At 73.4% G+C, this 16,628-nt stretch carries 15 protein-coding genes; 4 read left to right on the top strand and 11 right to left on the bottom strand.

Translation table 11 applies throughout. From position 1 onward, the window contains the following. Positions 1-8: 8 nt before the first annotated feature. On the bottom strand, positions 9-1,304 hold the full coding sequence (locus ACGF5U_RS24615) for an AI-2E family transporter (protein WP_392713708.1): 1,296 nt from the start codon (positions 1,302-1,304) through the stop codon (positions 9-11). 295 nt (positions 1,305-1,599) lie between these two features. Further along, positions 1,600-1,794, bottom strand: coding sequence for a DUF3046 domain-containing protein (locus tag ACGF5U_RS24610; RefSeq protein ID WP_392713246.1), 195 nt, complete (start codon positions 1,792-1,794; stop codon positions 1,600-1,602). A gap of 79 nt (positions 1,795-1,873) precedes the next feature. On the opposite strand from ACGF5U_RS24610, the gene ACGF5U_RS24605 reads away from it, so the two are divergent. Further along, a complete protein-coding gene (locus ACGF5U_RS24605) occupies positions 1,874-2,779 on the top strand; it encodes a hypothetical protein (RefSeq protein ID WP_392713245.1) in 906 nt (301 codons plus the stop codon). Positions 2,780-2,879: 100 nt separating this feature from the next. Here the strand turns inward: ACGF5U_RS24605 and ACGF5U_RS24600 are convergent, their stop codons facing one another. The 3 genes from ACGF5U_RS24600 to ACGF5U_RS24590 all read right to left on the bottom strand — a co-directional run bounded on the left by ACGF5U_RS24600 (position 2,880) and on the right by ACGF5U_RS24590 (position 5,140). Then, positions 2,880-3,200 (bottom strand): AzlD domain-containing protein, encoded by a 321-nt coding sequence (locus tag ACGF5U_RS24600; RefSeq protein ID WP_392713244.1) that lies wholly within the window; start codon positions 3,198-3,200, stop codon positions 2,880-2,882. Continuing rightward, positions 3,197-3,994 (bottom strand): AzlC family ABC transporter permease, encoded by a 798-nt coding sequence (locus ACGF5U_RS24595; protein WP_392713707.1) that lies wholly within the window; start codon positions 3,992-3,994, stop codon positions 3,197-3,199. The genes ACGF5U_RS24600 and ACGF5U_RS24595 overlap by 4 nt, the downstream gene beginning before the upstream one ends. A gap of 201 nt (positions 3,995-4,195) precedes the next feature. Beyond that, positions 4,196-5,140, bottom strand: coding sequence for an AraC family transcriptional regulator (locus ACGF5U_RS24590; protein ID WP_392713243.1), 945 nt, complete (start codon positions 5,138-5,140; stop codon positions 4,196-4,198). A 92-nt stretch (positions 5,141-5,232) separates the two neighbouring features. Here ACGF5U_RS24590 and ACGF5U_RS24585 point away from each other — a divergent pair, with 92 nt between their 5' ends. The 3 genes from ACGF5U_RS24585 (at position 5,233) to ACGF5U_RS24575 (ending at position 11,869) form a co-directional block, all read left to right on the top strand. Continuing rightward, the gene (locus tag ACGF5U_RS24585; protein WP_392713242.1) at positions 5,233-9,861 is read left to right on the top strand and encodes an ATP-dependent helicase; all 4,629 of its coding nucleotides are present in this window, start codon (positions 5,233-5,235) and stop codon (positions 9,859-9,861) included. Positions 9,862-10,080: 219 nt separating this feature from the next. Further along, positions 10,081-10,911 (top strand): DNA-formamidopyrimidine glycosylase family protein, encoded by an 831-nt coding sequence (locus tag ACGF5U_RS24580; RefSeq protein ID WP_392713241.1) that lies wholly within the window; start codon positions 10,081-10,083, stop codon positions 10,909-10,911. A 31-nt stretch (positions 10,912-10,942) separates the two neighbouring features. Beyond that, positions 10,943-11,869, top strand: coding sequence for an SDR family NAD(P)-dependent oxidoreductase (locus ACGF5U_RS24575; RefSeq protein ID WP_392713240.1), 927 nt, complete (start codon positions 10,943-10,945; stop codon positions 11,867-11,869). Here ACGF5U_RS24575 and ACGF5U_RS24570 read toward each other — a convergent pair. The 6 genes from ACGF5U_RS24570 to rimO form a co-directional block, all read right to left on the bottom strand. Next, on the bottom strand, positions 11,817-12,137 hold the full coding sequence (locus tag ACGF5U_RS24570) for a hypothetical protein (RefSeq protein ID WP_392713238.1): 321 nt from the start codon (positions 12,135-12,137) through the stop codon (positions 11,817-11,819). The two genes, ACGF5U_RS24575 and ACGF5U_RS24570, sit on opposite strands and share 53 nt — an antisense overlap. 155 nt (positions 12,138-12,292) lie before the next feature. Continuing rightward, positions 12,293-12,763, bottom strand: coding sequence for a Dps family protein (locus tag ACGF5U_RS24565; RefSeq protein WP_392713236.1), 471 nt, complete (start codon positions 12,761-12,763; stop codon positions 12,293-12,295). A 197-nt stretch (positions 12,764-12,960) separates the two neighbouring features. Continuing rightward, complete coding sequence (locus ACGF5U_RS24560; protein ID WP_019889909.1) at positions 12,961-13,344, bottom strand: helix-turn-helix domain-containing protein; 384 nt, start codon at positions 13,342-13,344, stop codon at positions 12,961-12,963. A 109-nt stretch (positions 13,345-13,453) separates the two neighbouring features. Further along, complete coding sequence (locus ACGF5U_RS24555) at positions 13,454-13,975, bottom strand: CinA family protein (protein WP_392713705.1); 522 nt, start codon at positions 13,973-13,975, stop codon at positions 13,454-13,456. A 317-nt stretch (positions 13,976-14,292) separates the two neighbouring features. Then, positions 14,293-15,030, bottom strand: a complete 738-nt coding sequence (gene pgsA / locus ACGF5U_RS24550; protein ID WP_392713234.1) for a CDP-diacylglycerol--glycerol-3-phosphate 3-phosphatidyltransferase — start codon at positions 15,028-15,030, stop codon at positions 14,293-14,295. Then, positions 15,027-16,571: a 30S ribosomal protein S12 methylthiotransferase RimO gene (gene rimO, locus ACGF5U_RS24545; protein WP_392713233.1), complete on the bottom strand. Its 1,545-nt coding sequence runs from the start codon at positions 16,569-16,571 to the stop codon at positions 15,027-15,029. Before rimO ends, pgsA begins: the two co-directional genes overlap by 4 nt. Between the last annotated feature and the right edge of the window lie 57 nt (positions 16,572-16,628).

Here is a 16,628-nt window from a genome sequence, read left to right as displayed (position 1 = left end):
GTCGCGTGTCAGTCGCCGCGAGGCCGGTCGCCGCCGGATCGGTGGCCGTCGGATCGGTGGTCGTCGGATCGGTGGTCGTCGGGCCGGTCGGTACCGGCCGTTCGGTCGCCACCGGCCGTTCGGTCGCCACCGGCCGTTCGGTCGCCTTCGGGTCGGTCGCCTTCGGGTCGGTCGCCTTCGGCCGGCGGTGACGCGTCCCGGCTCGTCCGCAGGGCACGCTGCACCCGGGCCAGGACCATCTCGCCGTGCCGGCGGTGGCCGTGCACGCGCGGGTCCTCCGTCACGGCGTACCGCTTCACGTAGGCACCGAGGAAGGCCTGCAGCGTCGCGACGGCCGGGATGGCGATCAGCGCACCGACCGCGCCGAGCAGCGCGGTGCCCGCGACGACCGATCCGAACGCCACGGCGGGGTGGATGTCGACGGTCCTGGCCGTGAGCTTGGGCTGCAGCACGTAGTTCTCGAACTGCTGGTACACGACGACGAAGCCGAGCACCCACAGCGCGTACCACGGGTTCACGGTGAAGGCGATCAGCATCGGCAGGGCGCCCGCCAGGTAGGTGCCGATGGTGGGCAGGAACTGGGAGACCAGCCCCACCCAGACGGCGAGCGCGGGCGCGTACGGCACGCCGAGGAACTCCAGCAGGATGAAGTGCGCGACGCCCGAGATCAGCGCCATCAGCCCGCGCGAGTAGAGGTAGCCGCCCGTCTTGTCGACGGCGATCTCCCAGGCGCGCAGCACCTCGGCCTGCTTCGCCGGGGGCAGTACGGAGCACAGGGCGCGCCGCAGGCGGGGTCCGTCGGCCGCGAAGTAGAACGAGAACAGGAAGATCGTCAGCAGTTTGAACAGGCCGCCGAGTACGGTCGCGGAGACGTCCAGGACACCGCTCGCGCTGTTCTCCACGTACTTCCGCAGCCAGTCCGAGCGCAGGAGGCTGTCCTGGACGGCTACCCGGGACAGCTCGGTGTCGAAGGTCTGGTTGATCCAATTGATCAGCGCGTCGAGGTATTTGGGGAAGTCCTCGACCATGTCGACGATCTGCCCGGCCAGCATGGAGCCGAGCAGGACGACGAATCCGACGCTCACGATCAGGACACCGACGAACACGAGGAACGTCGCGAGGCCGCGGCGCATACCGCGGGCCGCCATCCGTCCCACGGCGGGCTCGACCGCCAGCGCCAGGAAGAAGGCGATCAGGATGTTGATCAGCAGTCCGATGAGCTGGTGGAACGCCCAGCTGCCCAGCTGGAAACAGGCGTAGAGCGCGAGGGCGAGCACCATCGCGCGCGGCAGCCAGCGCGGCATGCGGGCCCTGGACACGGCGCCGGCGGCGGCAGGCGGGGCGGTGGGTGCGCCAGCGGTCGCGTCGCTGGTCGGCGACCCGGTGGTGGTCGTCTCGGTCTCGTCAGTCGGGGCCACGGAGCAAGTGTCGCGTACGGCGCCGACAACCGGTCCTCCGCCCTGAGGAGGAGACGTGATCACGCCACGGGCGCCACATCCGCGGCCACGGGTCGCGCCCACAGGCCCCGTGCCGGAGGCCGGAGGCCGGAGCGGACGATCGTCGGCCAGGCGTATCCCGCCGCGGCCGGCGGCCGTGGGGTCAGCGGTTCTCCGCGGGTACCTGCATGGCCGCGCAGACCGCCCGCCAGACGTCCTTCGCCTCCCAGCCGGCGTCCAGTGCCTCGTGCACCGTCCGGCCACCCAGTTCGGACATCACATGGTCCCGGGCGAAGGACTCGGCGTAGGCCGCACCGAAGTGGTCCGCCATCCGTTCCCAGAAAATCGTCAACCGCATGAGTCCAGTATCCCGCTCCTGAGAGTGCAGCCCGGTCCCGGCGGCTTGCCGAAAGCCCTTTCCGCCCTACGGTCGAAACATGGCTGGAACTACCCTCGCGCGCGCCGAACACTTCATCTGGCTGACGGCCCGCGTGCTTGAACAGCGGCGGTTCGCTTACCACTTCCTGGGCGGCGGCGCCGACGCCGTCGAAGCCGCGCTCCTGGCGTACGCCACCGAGGACGGCGGCTACGGGCACGCCTTGGAGCCCGATCTGCGCGGACCGGTCAGCCAGCCGCTGCACACCGCCCACGCGCTGCGGGTACTCGACTCGATCGGCCGGTGCGGAGGGCTGCGGGTCGAGCGGATCTGCCGGTATCTGACGGGCGTGTCCACGCAGGACGGAGCCCTTCCCGCGCTGCATCCCTCCGTACGCGGGTATCCGGTCGCACCGTTCATCCCGGTCGTGGACGACCCGCCGAGCGATCTGCTGGCGACCGGCCCGGTGGTCGGGCTGCTGCACCGGAACCAGGTCTGGCACGCGTGGCTGTTCCGGGCCACGGACTTCTGCTGGGCGGCCGTGGACGCGCTTGGGAAATCGCATCCGTACGAGATCCAGGCAGCCGTCGCGTTCCTGGACGGCGTCCCTGACCGGGCCCGCGCGGAGGCCACCGCAGACCGGCTGGGGCGCCTGGTGCGCGAGCAGCGGCTGGCCGTGCTGGACCCGGACGACGCGGAGGCGTACCCCGTGGCGCCCGGCTACGCGCCGGGAGAGCGCCACTTTCCGCACGACTACGCGCGCGTGCCGGACTCGCTCGCCCGAAGGTGGTTCACCGACGAGGAGATGGAACGCTCGCTGGACCACCTCGTGGCCGAGCAGGGGCAGGACGGCGGCTGGCCGATCACCTGGCGCCAGTGGGCTCCCGGCACCTCCTTGGAATGGCGGCCGATCGTGACGATCGAGGCGCTGCGGACGCTCAGGGCGCACGGTCGGCGCCTCACCTGACCGAAGCGCGCGGCCGACACCCGACCCCCGCCCCGGCCCGGCCCCACTCCTCACCGCCCCGGCCCTGCCCCCGACGCCCCACCGCGCGGTCCGCGTCCCGTCAGCCGCCCAGCGCGCGGACGCCCGCCGTGACGGCCACGGCCACGCCGACCACCACCAGGAACGGGGCGCGCAGGAGGAGGGCCAGCGCGGCGGCAGCGAGCCCCGCACCGCGCGCGTCGACCACGAGCGCGCCGTCCGCGCTGAAGGTCTGCTGAGCGGTCAGCGCGGCCAGCAGGGCGACGGGCAGCAGCGCCGAAAGCCGCCGTACGAGCGGCCGTTCCAGGGCATCGACGGGCACGAGCAGACCGGCGAGTTTGAGGAGGTAGCAGCCGGCGGCTGTCAGGCCGATCGCGATCCAGACGGTCGTCGGTCCGTTCATCGGTCCAGCCCCTTTCCGCCGTCCCCGGCATCCGTCGTGTGCCCGACGTCCCCGACGTCCCCGACGTCCTCGACCTCCTCGACGTCCGTCGGGCGTTCCCGCCCGCGTGCCCACAGCACGAGGGGCGCTGCGAGTGCCGCGACGAGGACCGGCACACCGGCGGGCAGCACCGGCAGGAAGCCGAGCCCCAGGACAACCGCGAGTGCGGCGACGGCACGCTCCGTCGTCGTACGGAGCATGGGGGCGAGCAGGGCCAGGAACACGGCGGGGCCGGCGGCGTCCAGGCCCCAGGCATCGGTGTCCCCGACGGCCTCGGCGCCGAGGGCTCCGAGGAGGGTGGTGACGTTCCACAGCACGTAGAGGGCGAGGCCCGTGACGGTGAAGCCGAGCCGGGCCGCATGCCGCGAAGGCTGGGCGAGGGAGACCGCGGCGGTCTCGTCGATGACCCAGTGCGCGGCGAGCGGACGCACGGGGCGCGGCAGGGCGAGGAGCTGCGAGAGGCGCAGCCCGTAGAACGCGTTCCGGGTGCCGAGGAAGAAGGCGCCCGCGGCGGCGGTGAACGGGTTCCCTCCGGCCGCGAGCGCGCCGACCAGGGCGAACTGCGACGCGCCCGTGAAGACGAGCAGGCTCAGGGCGCAGGTCTGGAGGAGGCTCATTCCGGCGCCTACCGAGGTCACGCCGAAGGCGAAGCCGGAGAGCCCGACGGCGACACCGACACCGAGCGCGTCCCGTACGACGGCGCTGTCGGGCTTCGTCACGCCGTCGGGCTCCGTGACGCCGTCGGGCTTGGTCACGTCCTCGGGCTTCGTCACGTCCTCGGGCTTCGTCACGCCGTCGGGCTTCGTCACGCCGTCGGGCTTCGCCGCGCCGCCCGCGCCTCGCCTGCCGCGCGCCTCGGCCGCGCCGGCGGTGGACGATATGGATCGCTGTGCGGGCCCGGTCCGGGACGCGGAGGACCGTGCCACTGGTGCTGTCTGTTCTGCCACGCCCCGACGTTACGGACGGGGCCGCCGGCCGGTCTTGTACGTTCTTGCGCGCTCGCGCCGGTACGCGCCGGGCGGCACGCCCACGATCCGCACGAAGTGACGGTTCAGATGCGGCTGGTCGGTGAAGCCGACGGCGACGGCCACGTCGGCGGGGGCGGCACCGCCGTCCAGCAGCCGCTTGGCACGCCGCACGCGCGCGTCGGTGAGCCAGGTGTGCGGGGGCATGCCGTACGCGTCCTTGAAGGCGCGCAGCAGGGCGAACGGGCTGGTGCCGAGATCGCCTGCGAGCCGCTCCAGGGTGGGCGGCTCCGCCATCCGCTCCTCCAGCAGGGCACGCGCGCGTGCCGCCGTGCGGGCTCCGGCCGTGCGGGGTTCGCGGACGGGCAGGGGGCCGCCGTGGTCCCGCAGCAGCTGGGCGACGGCCGTCCGCAGCAGGGTGTCGGCGGCGAGGCCGTCGCCTTCCTCGGCCGCGTGGTGGACCGCGCTGATGAGGCGCGAGGCGTCCGGGTCGTGCACCATCGTCTCGGCGAAGGCGGCGGTGCCGCGCAGAGTGGTCGTCTCGGCGGCGATCTCGGCGATCAGCCCGGCGGACGGGTAGAGGGTGGAGTACGTCCAGCCTTCCGGCGTGCCGGCCCGTGCGGTGTGCGCGACCTCCGGGTTGATCATGATGACGCTGCCGTGCCCCGCCCGGAGGGTGGAGCCGGGCAGCCCTATCTCCTCGACGCCCCCGTTCACCGCGGCGACGACGAAGCCGTCGTGGCTGTGGCGCGGGAAGGTGTGCCGGACGTACCGGGCCCGCAGCAGTTCGAGCCCCGGCAGGCCGTCGTACTGCCAGTGCCTGGCCCACTCGCCGTCGCGCCGTCCGCCGGGCCCGGTGCCTCCCGTGGGCCCGGCTGCGCACCCGGCGGCCCCCACGACCTCACCGGCTGCGTCCGGTGCCGACTGCCTGCCCATGCCGACCATTGTGCTCGCCGCTGTATCCCTCCTGACCTGCGCGTCCATGTCGTGGACAGGGGTTGTCAGTGGCGGGGTGCACGATGGGGGACATGGCCGGCACTGCGCTCGACTCCTTCTCGCCCGCGACCCGAGGCTGGTTCACGGGGGCGTTCAGCGCGCCCACCGCCGCGCAGGAGGGGGCGTGGCGGGCGATCGGCGCGGGTTCTGATGTGCTGGTGGTCGCCCCGACCGGCTCGGGCAAGACGCTCGCCGCGTTCCTCGCCGCCCTGGACCGGCTCGCGTCCACGCCGCCGCCCGCGGACGCGAAGAAGCGGTGCCGGGTGCTGTACGTGTCACCGCTGAAGGCGCTGGCTGTGGACGTGGAACGCAATCTGAGGAGCCCACTCACCGGTATCCGTCACGAGGCGGCCCGGCTCGGGCTGCCGGAGCCCGAGGTGCGGGTCGGCATCCGGTCGGGCGACACCCCGGCCGCCGAGCGGCGTGCGCTGGCGACCAGGCCGCCGGACATCCTGATCACCACGCCGGAGTCGCTGTTCCTGATGCTGACGTCGGCGACGCGCGACGCCCTGTCGGGCATCGAGACGGTGATCCTGGACGAGGTGCACGCGGTCGCCGGTACGAAGCGGGGCGCCCATCTGGCGGTGTCGCTGGAGCGGCTGGACGAGCTGCTGCCACGGCCCGCCCGCCGTATCGGCCTTTCGGCGACGGTCCGGCCGGTGGACGAGGTCGCCCGGTATCTGTCGCCGCAGCGGAAGGTGGAGATCGTCCAGCCGCCTTCGGGCAAGGAGTTCGACCTGTCCGTCGTGGTCCCCGTCGAGGATCTGGGCGAGCTGGGCGGCTCGCCCGCGGCGGACTCGGGCGGGGACGGCGGTGGCGAGAAGCCGTCGATCTGGCCGCATGTCGAGGAGCGGATCGCCGACCTGGTCCAGGCCCATCGGTCGACGATCGTGTTCGCCAACTCGCGGCGGCTGGCGGAGCGGCTGTGCAACCGCCTGAACGAGATCGCGTACGAGCGGGCCACGGGCGAGGCGCTGCCGGAGGGCGCTCCTCCGGCCGAGATCATGGCGCAGTCCGGTGCGGCGCACGGCGCCCCGCCGCTGCTGGCACGGGCCCATCACGGCTCGGTCTCCAAGGAGCAGCGGGCCCTGGTCGAGGAAGACCTCAAGGCGGGCCGGCTGCCCGCCGTGGTGGCCACGTCCAGCCTGGAGCTGGGCATCGACATGGGCGCGGTGGACCTGGTCGTACAGGTCGAGTCGCCGCCGTCGGTGGCTTCGGGCCTCCAGCGGGTGGGCCGCGCGGGGCATCAGGTGGGTGCCGTCTCGACGGGCGTGGTGTTCCCCAAGTACCGAGGGGACCTGGTGCAGGCGGCGGTGGTGACCGAGCGGATGCGCGGCGGATCCATCGAGTCGCTGCGCATCCCCGCCAATCCGCTGGACGTCCTGGCCCAGCAGCTGGTCGCGATGGTGGCGCTCGACACCTGGCAGGTCGACGACCTGCTGACCGTGGTCCGGAGGGCGGCGCCGTTCGCCGCGCTCCCGGAGTCGGCGTTCACGGCCGTTCTGGACATGCTGGCCGGGCGGTATCCGTCGGACGCGTTCGCGGAGCTGCGCCCGCGCGTGGTCTGGGACCGGGTCGCGGACACGGTCACGGGGCGGCCTGGCGCCCAGCGACTCGCCGTGACGTCCGGTGGCACCATCCCGGACCGCGGCCTGTTCGGGGTCTTCCTGGCGGGCGCGGACCCCAAGAAGGGCGGGGGCCGGGTCGGCGAGCTGGACGAGGAGATGGTGTACGAGTCACGCGTCGGGGACGTGTTCACGCTCGGCACCTCGTCCTGGCGCATCGAGGACATCACCCGCGACCGGGTGCTGGTGTCGCCCGCCCCCGGTGTGCCGGGCCGGCTGCCGTTCTGGAAGGGCGACCAGCTGGGCCGGCCGCTCGAACTGGGTCGCGCCGTGGGCGCATTCCTGCGGGAGGTCGGCTCGCTCGCGCCCGACGACGCGCGGCTGCGGCTGGTGGCGGCGGGTCTGGACGCCTGGGCGGCGGACAACGTCCTGGCGTACCTGGAGGAGCAGCGCGCGGCGTGCGGGCATGTCCCGGACGACCGGACGATCCTGGTCGAGCGGTTCCGGGACGAGCTCGGCGACTGGCGGGTGGTGGTCCACTCCCCGTTCGGGGCGCAGGTGCACGCCCCGTGGGCGCTGGCCCTGGGAGCCCGGCTCGCCGAGCGGTACGGCATGGACGCCCAGGTGATGCACGCCGACGACGGCATCGTGCTGCGCCTGCCCGACGCCGATCTGATGGGCCTGGATCTGCTCGACCAGGACCCGGCGGCCCCCGCTCTGGAGTACGACAGCGAGCAGTCGCCGGTCGGCGCGGCCGACGTCGCCTTCGACAAGGGCGAGATCGACCGGATCGTCACCGATCAGGTGGGCGGCTCCGCGCTGTTCGCGTCCCGGTTCCGTGAGTGCGCGGCACGGGCCCTGTTGCTGCCTCGCCGCAACCCGGGGCGGCGGACCCCGCTGTGGCAGCAGCGGCAGCGTGCCGCGCAGCTGCTCCAGGTGGCGAGCGAGTTCGGCTCGTTCCCCATCGTCCTGGAGGCGGTCCGCGAGTGCCTCCAGGACGTGTTCGACGTTCCCGGGCTCCAGGAGCTGATGGGCGACATCGAGGCGCGGCGGGTGCGGCTGGTCGAGGTGACCACTCCCGAGCCGTCGCCGTTCGCCCGGTCGCTCCTCTTCGGGTACGTGGCCCAGTTCCTGTACGAGGGTGACTCACCCCTCGCGGAGCGGCGGGCGGCCGCGCTCTCCCTCGACTCCCGCCTGCTCGCCGAGCTCCTCGGCCAGGCGGAGCTGCGGGAGCTGCTCGACCCGGAGGTGCTGACGGAGCTGGAGGCGGAGCTCCAGTGGCTGACCGACGACCGGCGCGTCAAGGACGCGGAGGGCGTCGCCGACCTCCTGCGCGTCCTCGGCCCCCTGACCGACGCCGAGCTGACCGAGCGCGGCGGGGACCCGGCCTGGCCCCGGCACCTCGCGGACACGCGTCGAGCCATCCGGGTCCGTATCGCCGGAGCCGACCACTGGGCGGCGGTCGAGGACGCGGGCAGGTTGCGCGACGCCCTCGGCACCGCGCTCCCGGTCGGCGTCCCCGAGGCGTTCACCGAGCCGGTGAAGGACCCCCTGGGCGACCTCCTCGCGCGGTACGCGCGCACGCACGGCCCGTTCACGTCCGCGCGGGCAGCCGCCCGTTTCGGTCTCGGCACCGCCGTGACGGACGGTGCGCTGCACCGGCTGGCCGCAGGCGGCCGCATCGTCCAGGGCGAGTTCCATCCGTCGGGCATCGGCCAGGAGTGGTGCGACGCCGCCGTGCTGCGGCGACTGCGGCGCCGCTCTCTGGCGGCCCTGCGCCACGAGCTGGAACCGGTCCCGCCGGCCGCGCTGGCCACGTTCCTGCCCCAGTGGCAGCACCTGGGCGGCAGCAGCCTGCGCGGCATCGACGGACTGGCCCGGGCGATCGAGCAGCTCCAGGGCGCCCCCGTCCCCGCTTCCGCGCTGGAGAAGCTGATCCTTCCGTCCCGTGTCACGGGTTACGGCCCCACCCTCCTGGACGAGCTGACGACCACCGGCGAGGTGCTGTGGGCGGGGGCGGGCGCCCTGCCGGGCAAGGACGGCTGGGTCTCGCTCTACCTGGCCGACGCGGCGCCCCTGCTGCTGCCCCCGCCGCACCCGCTGGAGCTCACCGCGCTCCACGAATCGGTCCTGACGGCGCTCTCCGGCGGCTACGGCCTGTTCTTCCGGCAGATCGCCGACCAGGTCCGGGCCACCACCCACCCGGACGCCACCGATCCTCAGCTGGCGGACGCCGTGTGGGACCTGGCCTGGTCCGGGCGCCTCACCAACGACACACTGGCGCCGCTGCGCGCGCTCCTCGGATCGGGCCGTACGGCCGGGTCCACGGCCCACCGCGCCAAGCGCACCGTCCCGCGCGGCCGGTACGGCACGCTCACCGCGGCGGCGCGCCCGGCGTCCCGTTCCGGGCCGCCGACCGTCAGCGGCCGCTGGTCCCTACTGCCGGCCACCGAGCCCGATCCGACGCATCGCGCCCACGCCCTGGCGCGCACCCTGCTCGACCGGCACGGGGTGGTCACCCGCGGTGCCGTGACGGCCGAGGGCGTCGAGGGCGGCTTCTCCGCCACGTACCGGGTCCTGTCCGCGTTCGAGGACAGCGGCCAGGCCCGCCGGGGCTACGTGGTCGAGGGACTGGGCGCCGCCCAGTTCGCGATGGACGGCGCGGTGGACCGGCTGCGTGCCGCCGCGACCGCCCGCGACCGGGCCGAGCAGTCCACGGCACCGCGCGCGGTGGTCCTGGCGGCCGCCGACCCCGCCAACGCGTACGGCGCGGCCCTGTCCTGGCCGGAACCCCCGACCGGCGCGGGCCACAAGCCGGGGCGTAAGGCGGGCTCGCTGGTCGTCCTGGTCGACGGTGAGCTGGCGCTCTACATGGAGCGCGGCGGCAAGACCCTGCTGTCCTGGCCCGTCGAGCCGGACGATCCGGCCCTGGCGGCCGCTGCCGGGGCGCTCGCAGAGGCGGCACGGGCGGGTTCGCTGGGCACAGTCACGGTGGAGCGGATCAACGGCGGAGCAGCCCTCACCTCACCCCTGTCCCGCGCGCTGGAGGCAGCCGGTTTCCACGCCACACCGAGAGGACTGCGCCTGCGCCCCTGACTACGTCCCTGCCCCCCGTTCCCGCCCAGGCCCCTCCCCCGCCCCCGGCCCGTCCCCCTCGCCGGCCACCCGCGACCCATGCACACGGCCCGCGACCGCGGCCCGCGACCAGGCTCCCGCGGCGCACCCCGCCCCTGGCCCCTGCCTCCCTGCCCCCTGCCCTCGTAGCGGGACCGGCCCCTCGGGCGAGCCCGCCTGCTCCTCCCGCATCATGGAGCCATGCCCGAAGGAGACACCGTCTGGCTGACCGCCCACCGGCTGCACAGCGCACTCGCGGGCGGCCTGCTCACCCGCACCGACCTCCGCGTTCCGCGCTTCGCGACCGTGGATCTGACCGGCCGGACGGTCCTGGGTGTCGTTCCCCGAGGCAAGCACCTGCTGACCCGGATCGAAGGCGGGCTCACCCTCCACTCGCATCTGCGGATGGACGGCGCCTGGCGCGTCTACGCGCCCGGTGAACGCTGGCGCGGCGGTCCCGCCCACCAGATCAGGGCGATCCTCGGCACCGTCGACCAGACCGCCGTCGGCTACCGCCTCCCCGTACTGGAACTGCTCCGCACCGCCGACGAGCCGAGCGTCGTCGGTCATCTCGGGCCTGACCTGCTCGGCCCGGACTGGGACTTCGAGGAAGCGGTGCGGCGCGTCGGCCGGGACCCCGGCCGGCCGCTCGGCGATGCCCTCCTCGACCAGCGGAACCTGGCGGGCATCGGCAATGTCTACAAGTGCGAGCTGGCCTTCCTGGCCGGTGTCACCCCTTGGCTGCCGGTCGGTGATCTCGCGCCCGGGGTCCCCGAGCGGATCGTGGCGACCGCGCACCGGCTCCTGGAGGCGAACAAGGACCGTTTCGATCGCCGTACGACGGCCGACGGCCGCCCCGACCGGCGCCTGTACGTCTACGGGCGCGGCAACCAGCCCTGCTACCGGTGCGGTACCCCGATCCGCCGCGCCGACGGGGACGGCCCGGAGGATCGCGTCTCGTACTGGTGCCCCGGCTGCCAGCGGGGTCCCGCGCCGACGACGGGCGGCGGCCACCGCCGCACCATCGATTGACGGTTCGTCAGGTCCGCCGTACCGTCCGCCCATGCCCCTTTCGGCGTACGACCTGACCGGCCGGACCGCGTTCGTCACCGGAGCCGCCGGAGGCATCGGCCGCGCGACCGCCGTCCTGCTCGCCGACGCCGGTGCCACCGTGCACTGCGCGGACCGCGACGAGAAGGGCCTGACGGAGACGGCCGGCCTGATCGCCGAGCGCGGGGGCTCGGCCCGTACCCACCATCTCGACGTGACCGACCGCCGCGCCCTCCGGGCCGCCGTCGAGTGCGCCGCCGGCCACACCGCGCGCCACACTCCTGACGCCGAAGCCGAAGCCGAAGCCGAAGCTGAAGCCGAAGCCACCCCCGACGCCGAAGCCGCCCCTGACCCCGACCCCGACCCAAAGCCGGCCCCCGGCACCCGCACCAGCAACGGCACCGGCACCGGCGGGGGCGGAGGCCTCCATGTCCTGGCCGCCATCGCCGGCGTCATGCACACGGGCGCGGTCCTGGAGACCAGCGACGAGGACGTCGACCGCGTCTTCGCCGTCAACTTCAAGGGCGTGCTGTACGCCTGCCAGGAGGCGGTGCGCGTCATGCGGGCGGACGGTGTCCGGGGCTCCGTGGTCACCATGGCGTCCGGCGCCGTGGACTCCGCGACCCCTGGGCTGCTCTGCTACAGCGTCGCGAAGGCCGCCGTCGTCCAGCTCACCCGGACGCTCGCCGCGGAGGCCGGTCCGTACGGCATCAGGGTCAACGCCGTCGCGCCCGGGTGGGTGCGCACGCCGATGACGGAGCGCCATGACACGGAGCGCCAACGGCGGATCGAGTCCGCCATGGTGCGGGCGGCGCCCCTGGGCCGGGTCGGTGAGGCGGCGGACATCGCCCACGCCGTCCTCCATCTCGCCTGCGACGCCTCGTCCTTCACGACGGGTCAGATCCTCCGCCCGAACGGCGGCGTGACCATGCCGTGGTGACGGCACGGAGCAGGCGGCGGGCCGACTCGCGCACCTCCAGGCCCGATGGCGCCCCGGCCGGCCCCCGGGCGCGTTCCGCCCGCGACCGGGACGGGCGGGCAGAGGCGACATGGACGGGCAGCAGGCTCAGTCCCCAGCCGCTGGCCGCCACGGCGCCTTCCACGATGCCCGCCCGTTCGGGCGTCAGGGACAGCCGCAGCACCGCCCACCACCACAGCCCGCCCAGCACCAGCGCGATCGCCAGCAGCGGGACACGTCGCCGTACCATGGCCGCCTCCTGTGGTCGACGCTAGACCGGCCCGATCGCCCGGCGGCAGGGCGCACCGGAGCAGAGCCGGGCGCGCCCGCCACGGCCGCCCGCCCGCGTCTCCCCAGCCCGGCCGGCATCAGGCACCGCGCGGTTCCCTGGGCGGCGCACGGGACTTACGCCATTTCAGCCTGGAACATCCAGGCGTGCTTCTCGAGGTCCGCGGTCAGCCCGATCAGCAGATCCTGTGTCACCGGGTCGGGTTCTGCGGTGACGTCGACCCTGTCCCGCATCCGGGCGATCACCGCGCCGAGTGCGTCGACCAGGATCCGCACCGCGTCACTGTCCTGGATCCACCCCTCGGGCACCGCCTTGATGGCGCTCCCGGAGGCCACCGTCGCCGCCCGCCCGTCCGGATTGACGCTCAGCGCCGACGCGCGCTCCGCGACGACGTCGGAGTGTGTCCGGGCGGACGCCACGACATCGTCGAGCTGAAGGTGTACGGAGCGGAAGCGCGGTCCGACCACGTTCCAGTGCACCTGCTTCGCCACCAGGGCCAGGTCCACCAGGTCGACCAGCGCGCCCTGCAGGGCTTCGCCGACCACCTTCAGGTCGGCGTCGGGCAAGGGGCTCTTGACGACAGACATCCGAGTTCTCCATTCCGCCGTTTCGCGTGCTTACGGGTTGTGCAAGGGCTGCTGGACTTCCGTCCACCATGACACAACGCCCTAAACGGGGCATTCGATGCAAAGCGAAAGCCCCGGTCGGCACTTCGAGTACCCGACCGGGGCTCAGCTCAAAACGTCATCCGGCCCCGTTGTCCGCAAGGGCGCGAGGGGCCGGATCAGGCGGCGACGACATCCACCGCTTCCGCGGGTGCCTTGATGGTGACCCGTTCCGTCGGCACACCCGCCACCGACGTCACGGACACGGAATTGAGCATCGGGCGTACTGGCGCAGGCACCGGCTCACTCGCCGCTGCCGACTCGGCCAGCTCCGCCAGCGACAGCTCGTCGCTCACTTCCCGCATGAGCTCGGACATCCGTACGTCAAGCGCGTCGCAGATCGCGGAGAGCAGCTCGGAGGAAGCCTCCTTCTGCCCCCGCTCCACCTCGGAGAGATAGCCGAGCGATACTCGGGCGGACGAGGAGACTTCGCGCAGAGTACGGCCCTGGCGCTGGCGCTGCCGACGCAGCACGTCACCCAGCAGGCGACGGAGCAGAATCATCGGTGGCTCCCTCCTCGGACCGCGTAACCGCATCCTTCACGCCCCACCGTACCGCCTCGCGCTGCGGCCGTGCGGGGAGCGATGTCGTGTTCACTCAGGGCTGCAAACATCAATTCCCCCCGTTCTGTTCCGTATCCTGTGCCCGCGCATTTTCCGAGAGTTCGCTCGCGAGCAGTTCCAGCACGCTCCGTACACTCTCTCTACGGATTTCCGCACGGTCGCCGTTCAACCGCAGACGGGCTACTTTCCCCGTTCCGAGTGTGTCGCCGACCGGTCCGCTCACGGCCACGTACACCGTTCCGACCGGCTTTCCGTCCTGCTCTTCGGGGCCCGCGACACCGGTCGTCGCGATCCCCCACTCGGCGCCCAGCCGAGCCCGTACACCCGCCGCCATCTGCGCCGCGACCTCCGCGTCGACCGCGCCGCGCTCGGCCAGGAGGCCCGGGTCGACACCCAGGAGCTCCCCCTTGAGCGCCGTCGCGTACGCCGTGACGGCCCCCCGGAAGGACCGGGAGGCACCCGGCACCGAGGTCAGCTCAGCGGCCACCAGACCGCCCGTGAGGGACTCGGCCACGGCCAGCGTCTCGTCACGCTCCGCGAGCAGTCGCAACACGCGCGCCGCCGCCGGCATCGCCCCGCGCGTCTCTCGTACCGCTTCCGGCACGACGGAAAGTCCTCGCGCCGTCTCCACGGCCTCGGCGATCTCGGCAGCCTCGGCAGCCCCCGGCACCTCACCGATCCCGGCAGACCCCGCCGATCCCGCAGACCTCGCGGTTCCCGCAGACCCGCCGTATTCCGCAGACCTCGCGGATCCTGCAGGCCCCGCAGACCCCGCAGACCCGCCGGATTCCGCAGACCGCGCGGATCCTGCAGGCCCCGCAGACCCCGCAGACCCTGCGGATCGGGCAGATCCCGCGGACCCGGCGGCCCCCGTCGCCGCTTCCCGCCTCATCGCCCGGACTCCGCGTCGGTCCGGGCCTCCCCCGTGCCGGCGGTCTCGCCCGTGCCGGCGGTCCCGTCCGTGCCGGCTGTCGCGGCGGCGGCCCGCTCGGCGGCCAGGCCCCTGCGCCGCAGCACGATCGCCTGACGGACGTAGTCGAGCCCCGTGACGACCGTCAGCAGCACCGCGACGGCCATCACCCACCAGCGCAGCGTGGCCAGCGGGCCGGTCAGCGCGAGGACGTACATCCCGACCGCCGTGCCCTGGGCGAGCGTCTTCATCTTGCCGCCGCGACTGGCCGGGATGACCCCGTGCCGGATCACCCAGAACCGCATGAGCGTGATGCCGAGCTCGCGGAAGAGGATGACCCCCGTCACCCACCACGGCAGATCACCGAGGGCGGACAGGCAGATCAGCCCGGCCGCCATGATCGCCTTGTCGGCGATCGGGTCGGCGATCTTCCCGAAGTCCGTGACCAGGTTGTACGTACGCGCCAGATGACCGTCGAAGATGTCGGTGATCATGGCGACGGCGAACGCCGCCCACGCCCACGCGCGCCAGGCCGGGTCGTATCCGCCGTCCTGCAGCAGCAGCACCACGAACGCGGGTACGAGGACCAGCCTCACCATGGTGAGGATGTTGGCGATGTTCCACAGACTGGCCTGGTTGACGGCCGCCGCGCCCAGCTTGCCGCCTGGTGCGCGCCTCCCCGAATCGCCCGCAGCGGACGCCGGGACTCCGGTCATCTGCCCGCCTCCTCGAGTACTTCGGCCACCAGGTCGACACCCTCCGTGCCCACGACCTTGGCCCTGACCATACGGCCCACGGCGAGGCCGGCGCTCGCCGTGAACAGGACCTGGCCGTCCGTCTCGGGCGCCTGGTGCTCCGCGCGGCCGGCGCCGGCGTACTCGTCCTCGTCGATGTCGTCGGTCTCGACGGACTCGACCAGGACTTCCAGGGTCTCGCCGAGCCGCTCCTCGGCGCGCTGCGCGGTCAGCTCTTCGGCCAGCCGGGACAGGTGCGCGAGGCGCTCGTCCACGACCTCCTGGTCGAGCTTGTGCTCGTACGTGGCGGCCTCCGTGCCGTCCTCGTCCGAGTAGCCGAAGACTCCGATGGCGTCCAGGCGCGCGTGCGTGATGAAGCGCTCGAGTTCGGCGAAGTCCTCGGCGGTCTCACCGGGGAAGCCGACGATGAAGTTGGAGCGGACACCGGCCTGCGGCGCCTTGCCGCGGATGGTGTCCAGCAGCTCCAGGAACCGGTCCGTGTCGCCGAAGCGCCGCATGGAGCGCAGGACGGCGGGCGCCGAGTGCTGGAAGGACAGGTCGAAGTACGGCGCGACCTTCTCCGTCGACGTCAGGACGTCGATGAGGCCGGGCCGCATCTCGGCGGGCTGCAGGTAGCTGACGCGTACCCGCTCGATCCCGTCGACGGCGGCCAGCTCGGGCAGCAGGGTCTCCAGGAGCCGGATGTCGCCGAGGTCCTTGCCGTACGAGGTGTTGTTCTCGGAGACCAGCATGATCTCCTTCACGCCCTGCTCGGCCAGCCAGCGGGTCTCGCCGAGCACGTCGCTGGGGCGGCGGGACACGAAGGAGCCGCGGAAGGACGGGATGGCGCAGAAGGAGCAGCGGCGGTCGCAGCCGGAGGCCAGCTTCACGGAGGCGACGGGGCTGGTGTCGAGCCTGCGGCGCAGCGGGGCGCGCGGCCCGGAGGCCGGGGCGAGGCCCTCGGGCAGGTCGGCGGGAGCGGGTGCCGCCTCTTCGGCGGGGGCCGGGGCGGCCGTGCCCGTGGCGCTCGTGTCCGGGGCGGCGTCGGCCGCACCGTGCCCCGGAAGGGCGACGGCCGCGGCGGCGCTCTGCCGCTCGACGGGGCTGAGGGGCAGCAGTTTGCGCCGGTCACGCGGGGTGTGGGAGGCGTGGACGCCGCCGCTGAGGATGGTCTGGAGCCGGTCGGAGATGTCGGCGTAGTCGTCGAAGCCGAGCACGCCGTCGGCCTCGGGCAGCGCGTCGGCGAGTTCCCTGCCGTACCGCTCGGCCATGCAGCCGACCGCGACGACGGCCTGGGTACGGCCTTGGTCCTTCAGATCGTTGGCTTCCAGCAGGGCGTCGACGGAGTCCTTCTTGGCGGCCTCCACGAACCCACAGGTGTTGACTACGGCGACATCGGCGTCGGCGGCGTCCTCGACGAGGTCCCAGCCGTCCGCTGCCAGGCGGCCTGCGAGCTCCTCCGAGTCCACCTCGTTACGGGCGCAGCCAAGAGTGACAAGGGCGACGGTACGGCGTTCGGGCATGGACTCAAGACTACTTCGTCCCGGCCATGCCCCCGCCGCTCAGGGTCACCGGCCCCG

Origin of the sequence: Streptomyces sp. NPDC047886 (assembly GCF_043204435.1) — a bacterium.
Lineage (GTDB): Bacteria > Actinomycetota > Actinomycetes > Streptomycetales > Streptomycetaceae > Streptomyces.
This window is presented reverse-complemented; position numbering and strand designations above follow the sequence as displayed.

Bases quoted from the DNA above. Each gene is read 5' to 3' on its own strand.
- ACGF5U_RS24615 (WP_392713708.1), bottom strand. From the start codon at position 1,304: ATGCCGCGCTGGCTGCCGCGCGCGATGGTGCTCGCCCTCGCGCTCTAC.
- ACGF5U_RS24610 (WP_392713246.1), bottom strand. From the start codon at position 1,794: ATGCGGTTGACGATTTTCTGGGAACGGATGGCGGACCACTTCGGTGCG.
- ACGF5U_RS24605 (WP_392713245.1), top strand. From the start codon at position 1,874: ATGGCTGGAACTACCCTCGCGCGCGCCGAACACTTCATCTGGCTGACG.
- ACGF5U_RS24600 (WP_392713244.1), bottom strand. From the start codon at position 3,200: ATGAACGGACCGACGACCGTCTGGATCGCGATCGGCCTGACAGCCGCC.
- ACGF5U_RS24590 (WP_392713243.1), bottom strand. From the start codon at position 5,140: ATGGGCAGGCAGTCGGCACCGGACGCAGCCGGTGAGGTCGTGGGGGCC.
- ACGF5U_RS24585 (WP_392713242.1), top strand. From the start codon at position 5,233: ATGGCCGGCACTGCGCTCGACTCCTTCTCGCCCGCGACCCGAGGCTGG.
- ACGF5U_RS24580 (WP_392713241.1), top strand. From the start codon at position 10,081: ATGCCCGAAGGAGACACCGTCTGGCTGACCGCCCACCGGCTGCACAGC.
- ACGF5U_RS24575 (WP_392713240.1), top strand. From the start codon at position 10,943: ATGCCCCTTTCGGCGTACGACCTGACCGGCCGGACCGCGTTCGTCACC.
- ACGF5U_RS24570 (WP_392713238.1), bottom strand. From the start codon at position 12,137: ATGGTACGGCGACGTGTCCCGCTGCTGGCGATCGCGCTGGTGCTGGGC.
- ACGF5U_RS24565 (WP_392713236.1), bottom strand. From the start codon at position 12,763: ATGTCTGTCGTCAAGAGCCCCTTGCCCGACGCCGACCTGAAGGTGGTC.
- ACGF5U_RS24560 (WP_019889909.1), bottom strand. From the start codon at position 13,344: ATGATTCTGCTCCGTCGCCTGCTGGGTGACGTGCTGCGTCGGCAGCGC.
- ACGF5U_RS24555 (WP_392713705.1), bottom strand. From the start codon at position 13,975: ATGCCGGCGGCGGCGCGCGTGTTGCGACTGCTCGCGGAGCGTGACGAG.
- pgsA (WP_392713234.1), bottom strand. From the start codon at position 15,030: ATGACCGGAGTCCCGGCGTCCGCTGCGGGCGATTCGGGGAGGCGCGCA.
- rimO (WP_392713233.1), bottom strand. From the start codon at position 16,571: ATGCCCGAACGCCGTACCGTCGCCCTTGTCACTCTTGGCTGCGCCCGT.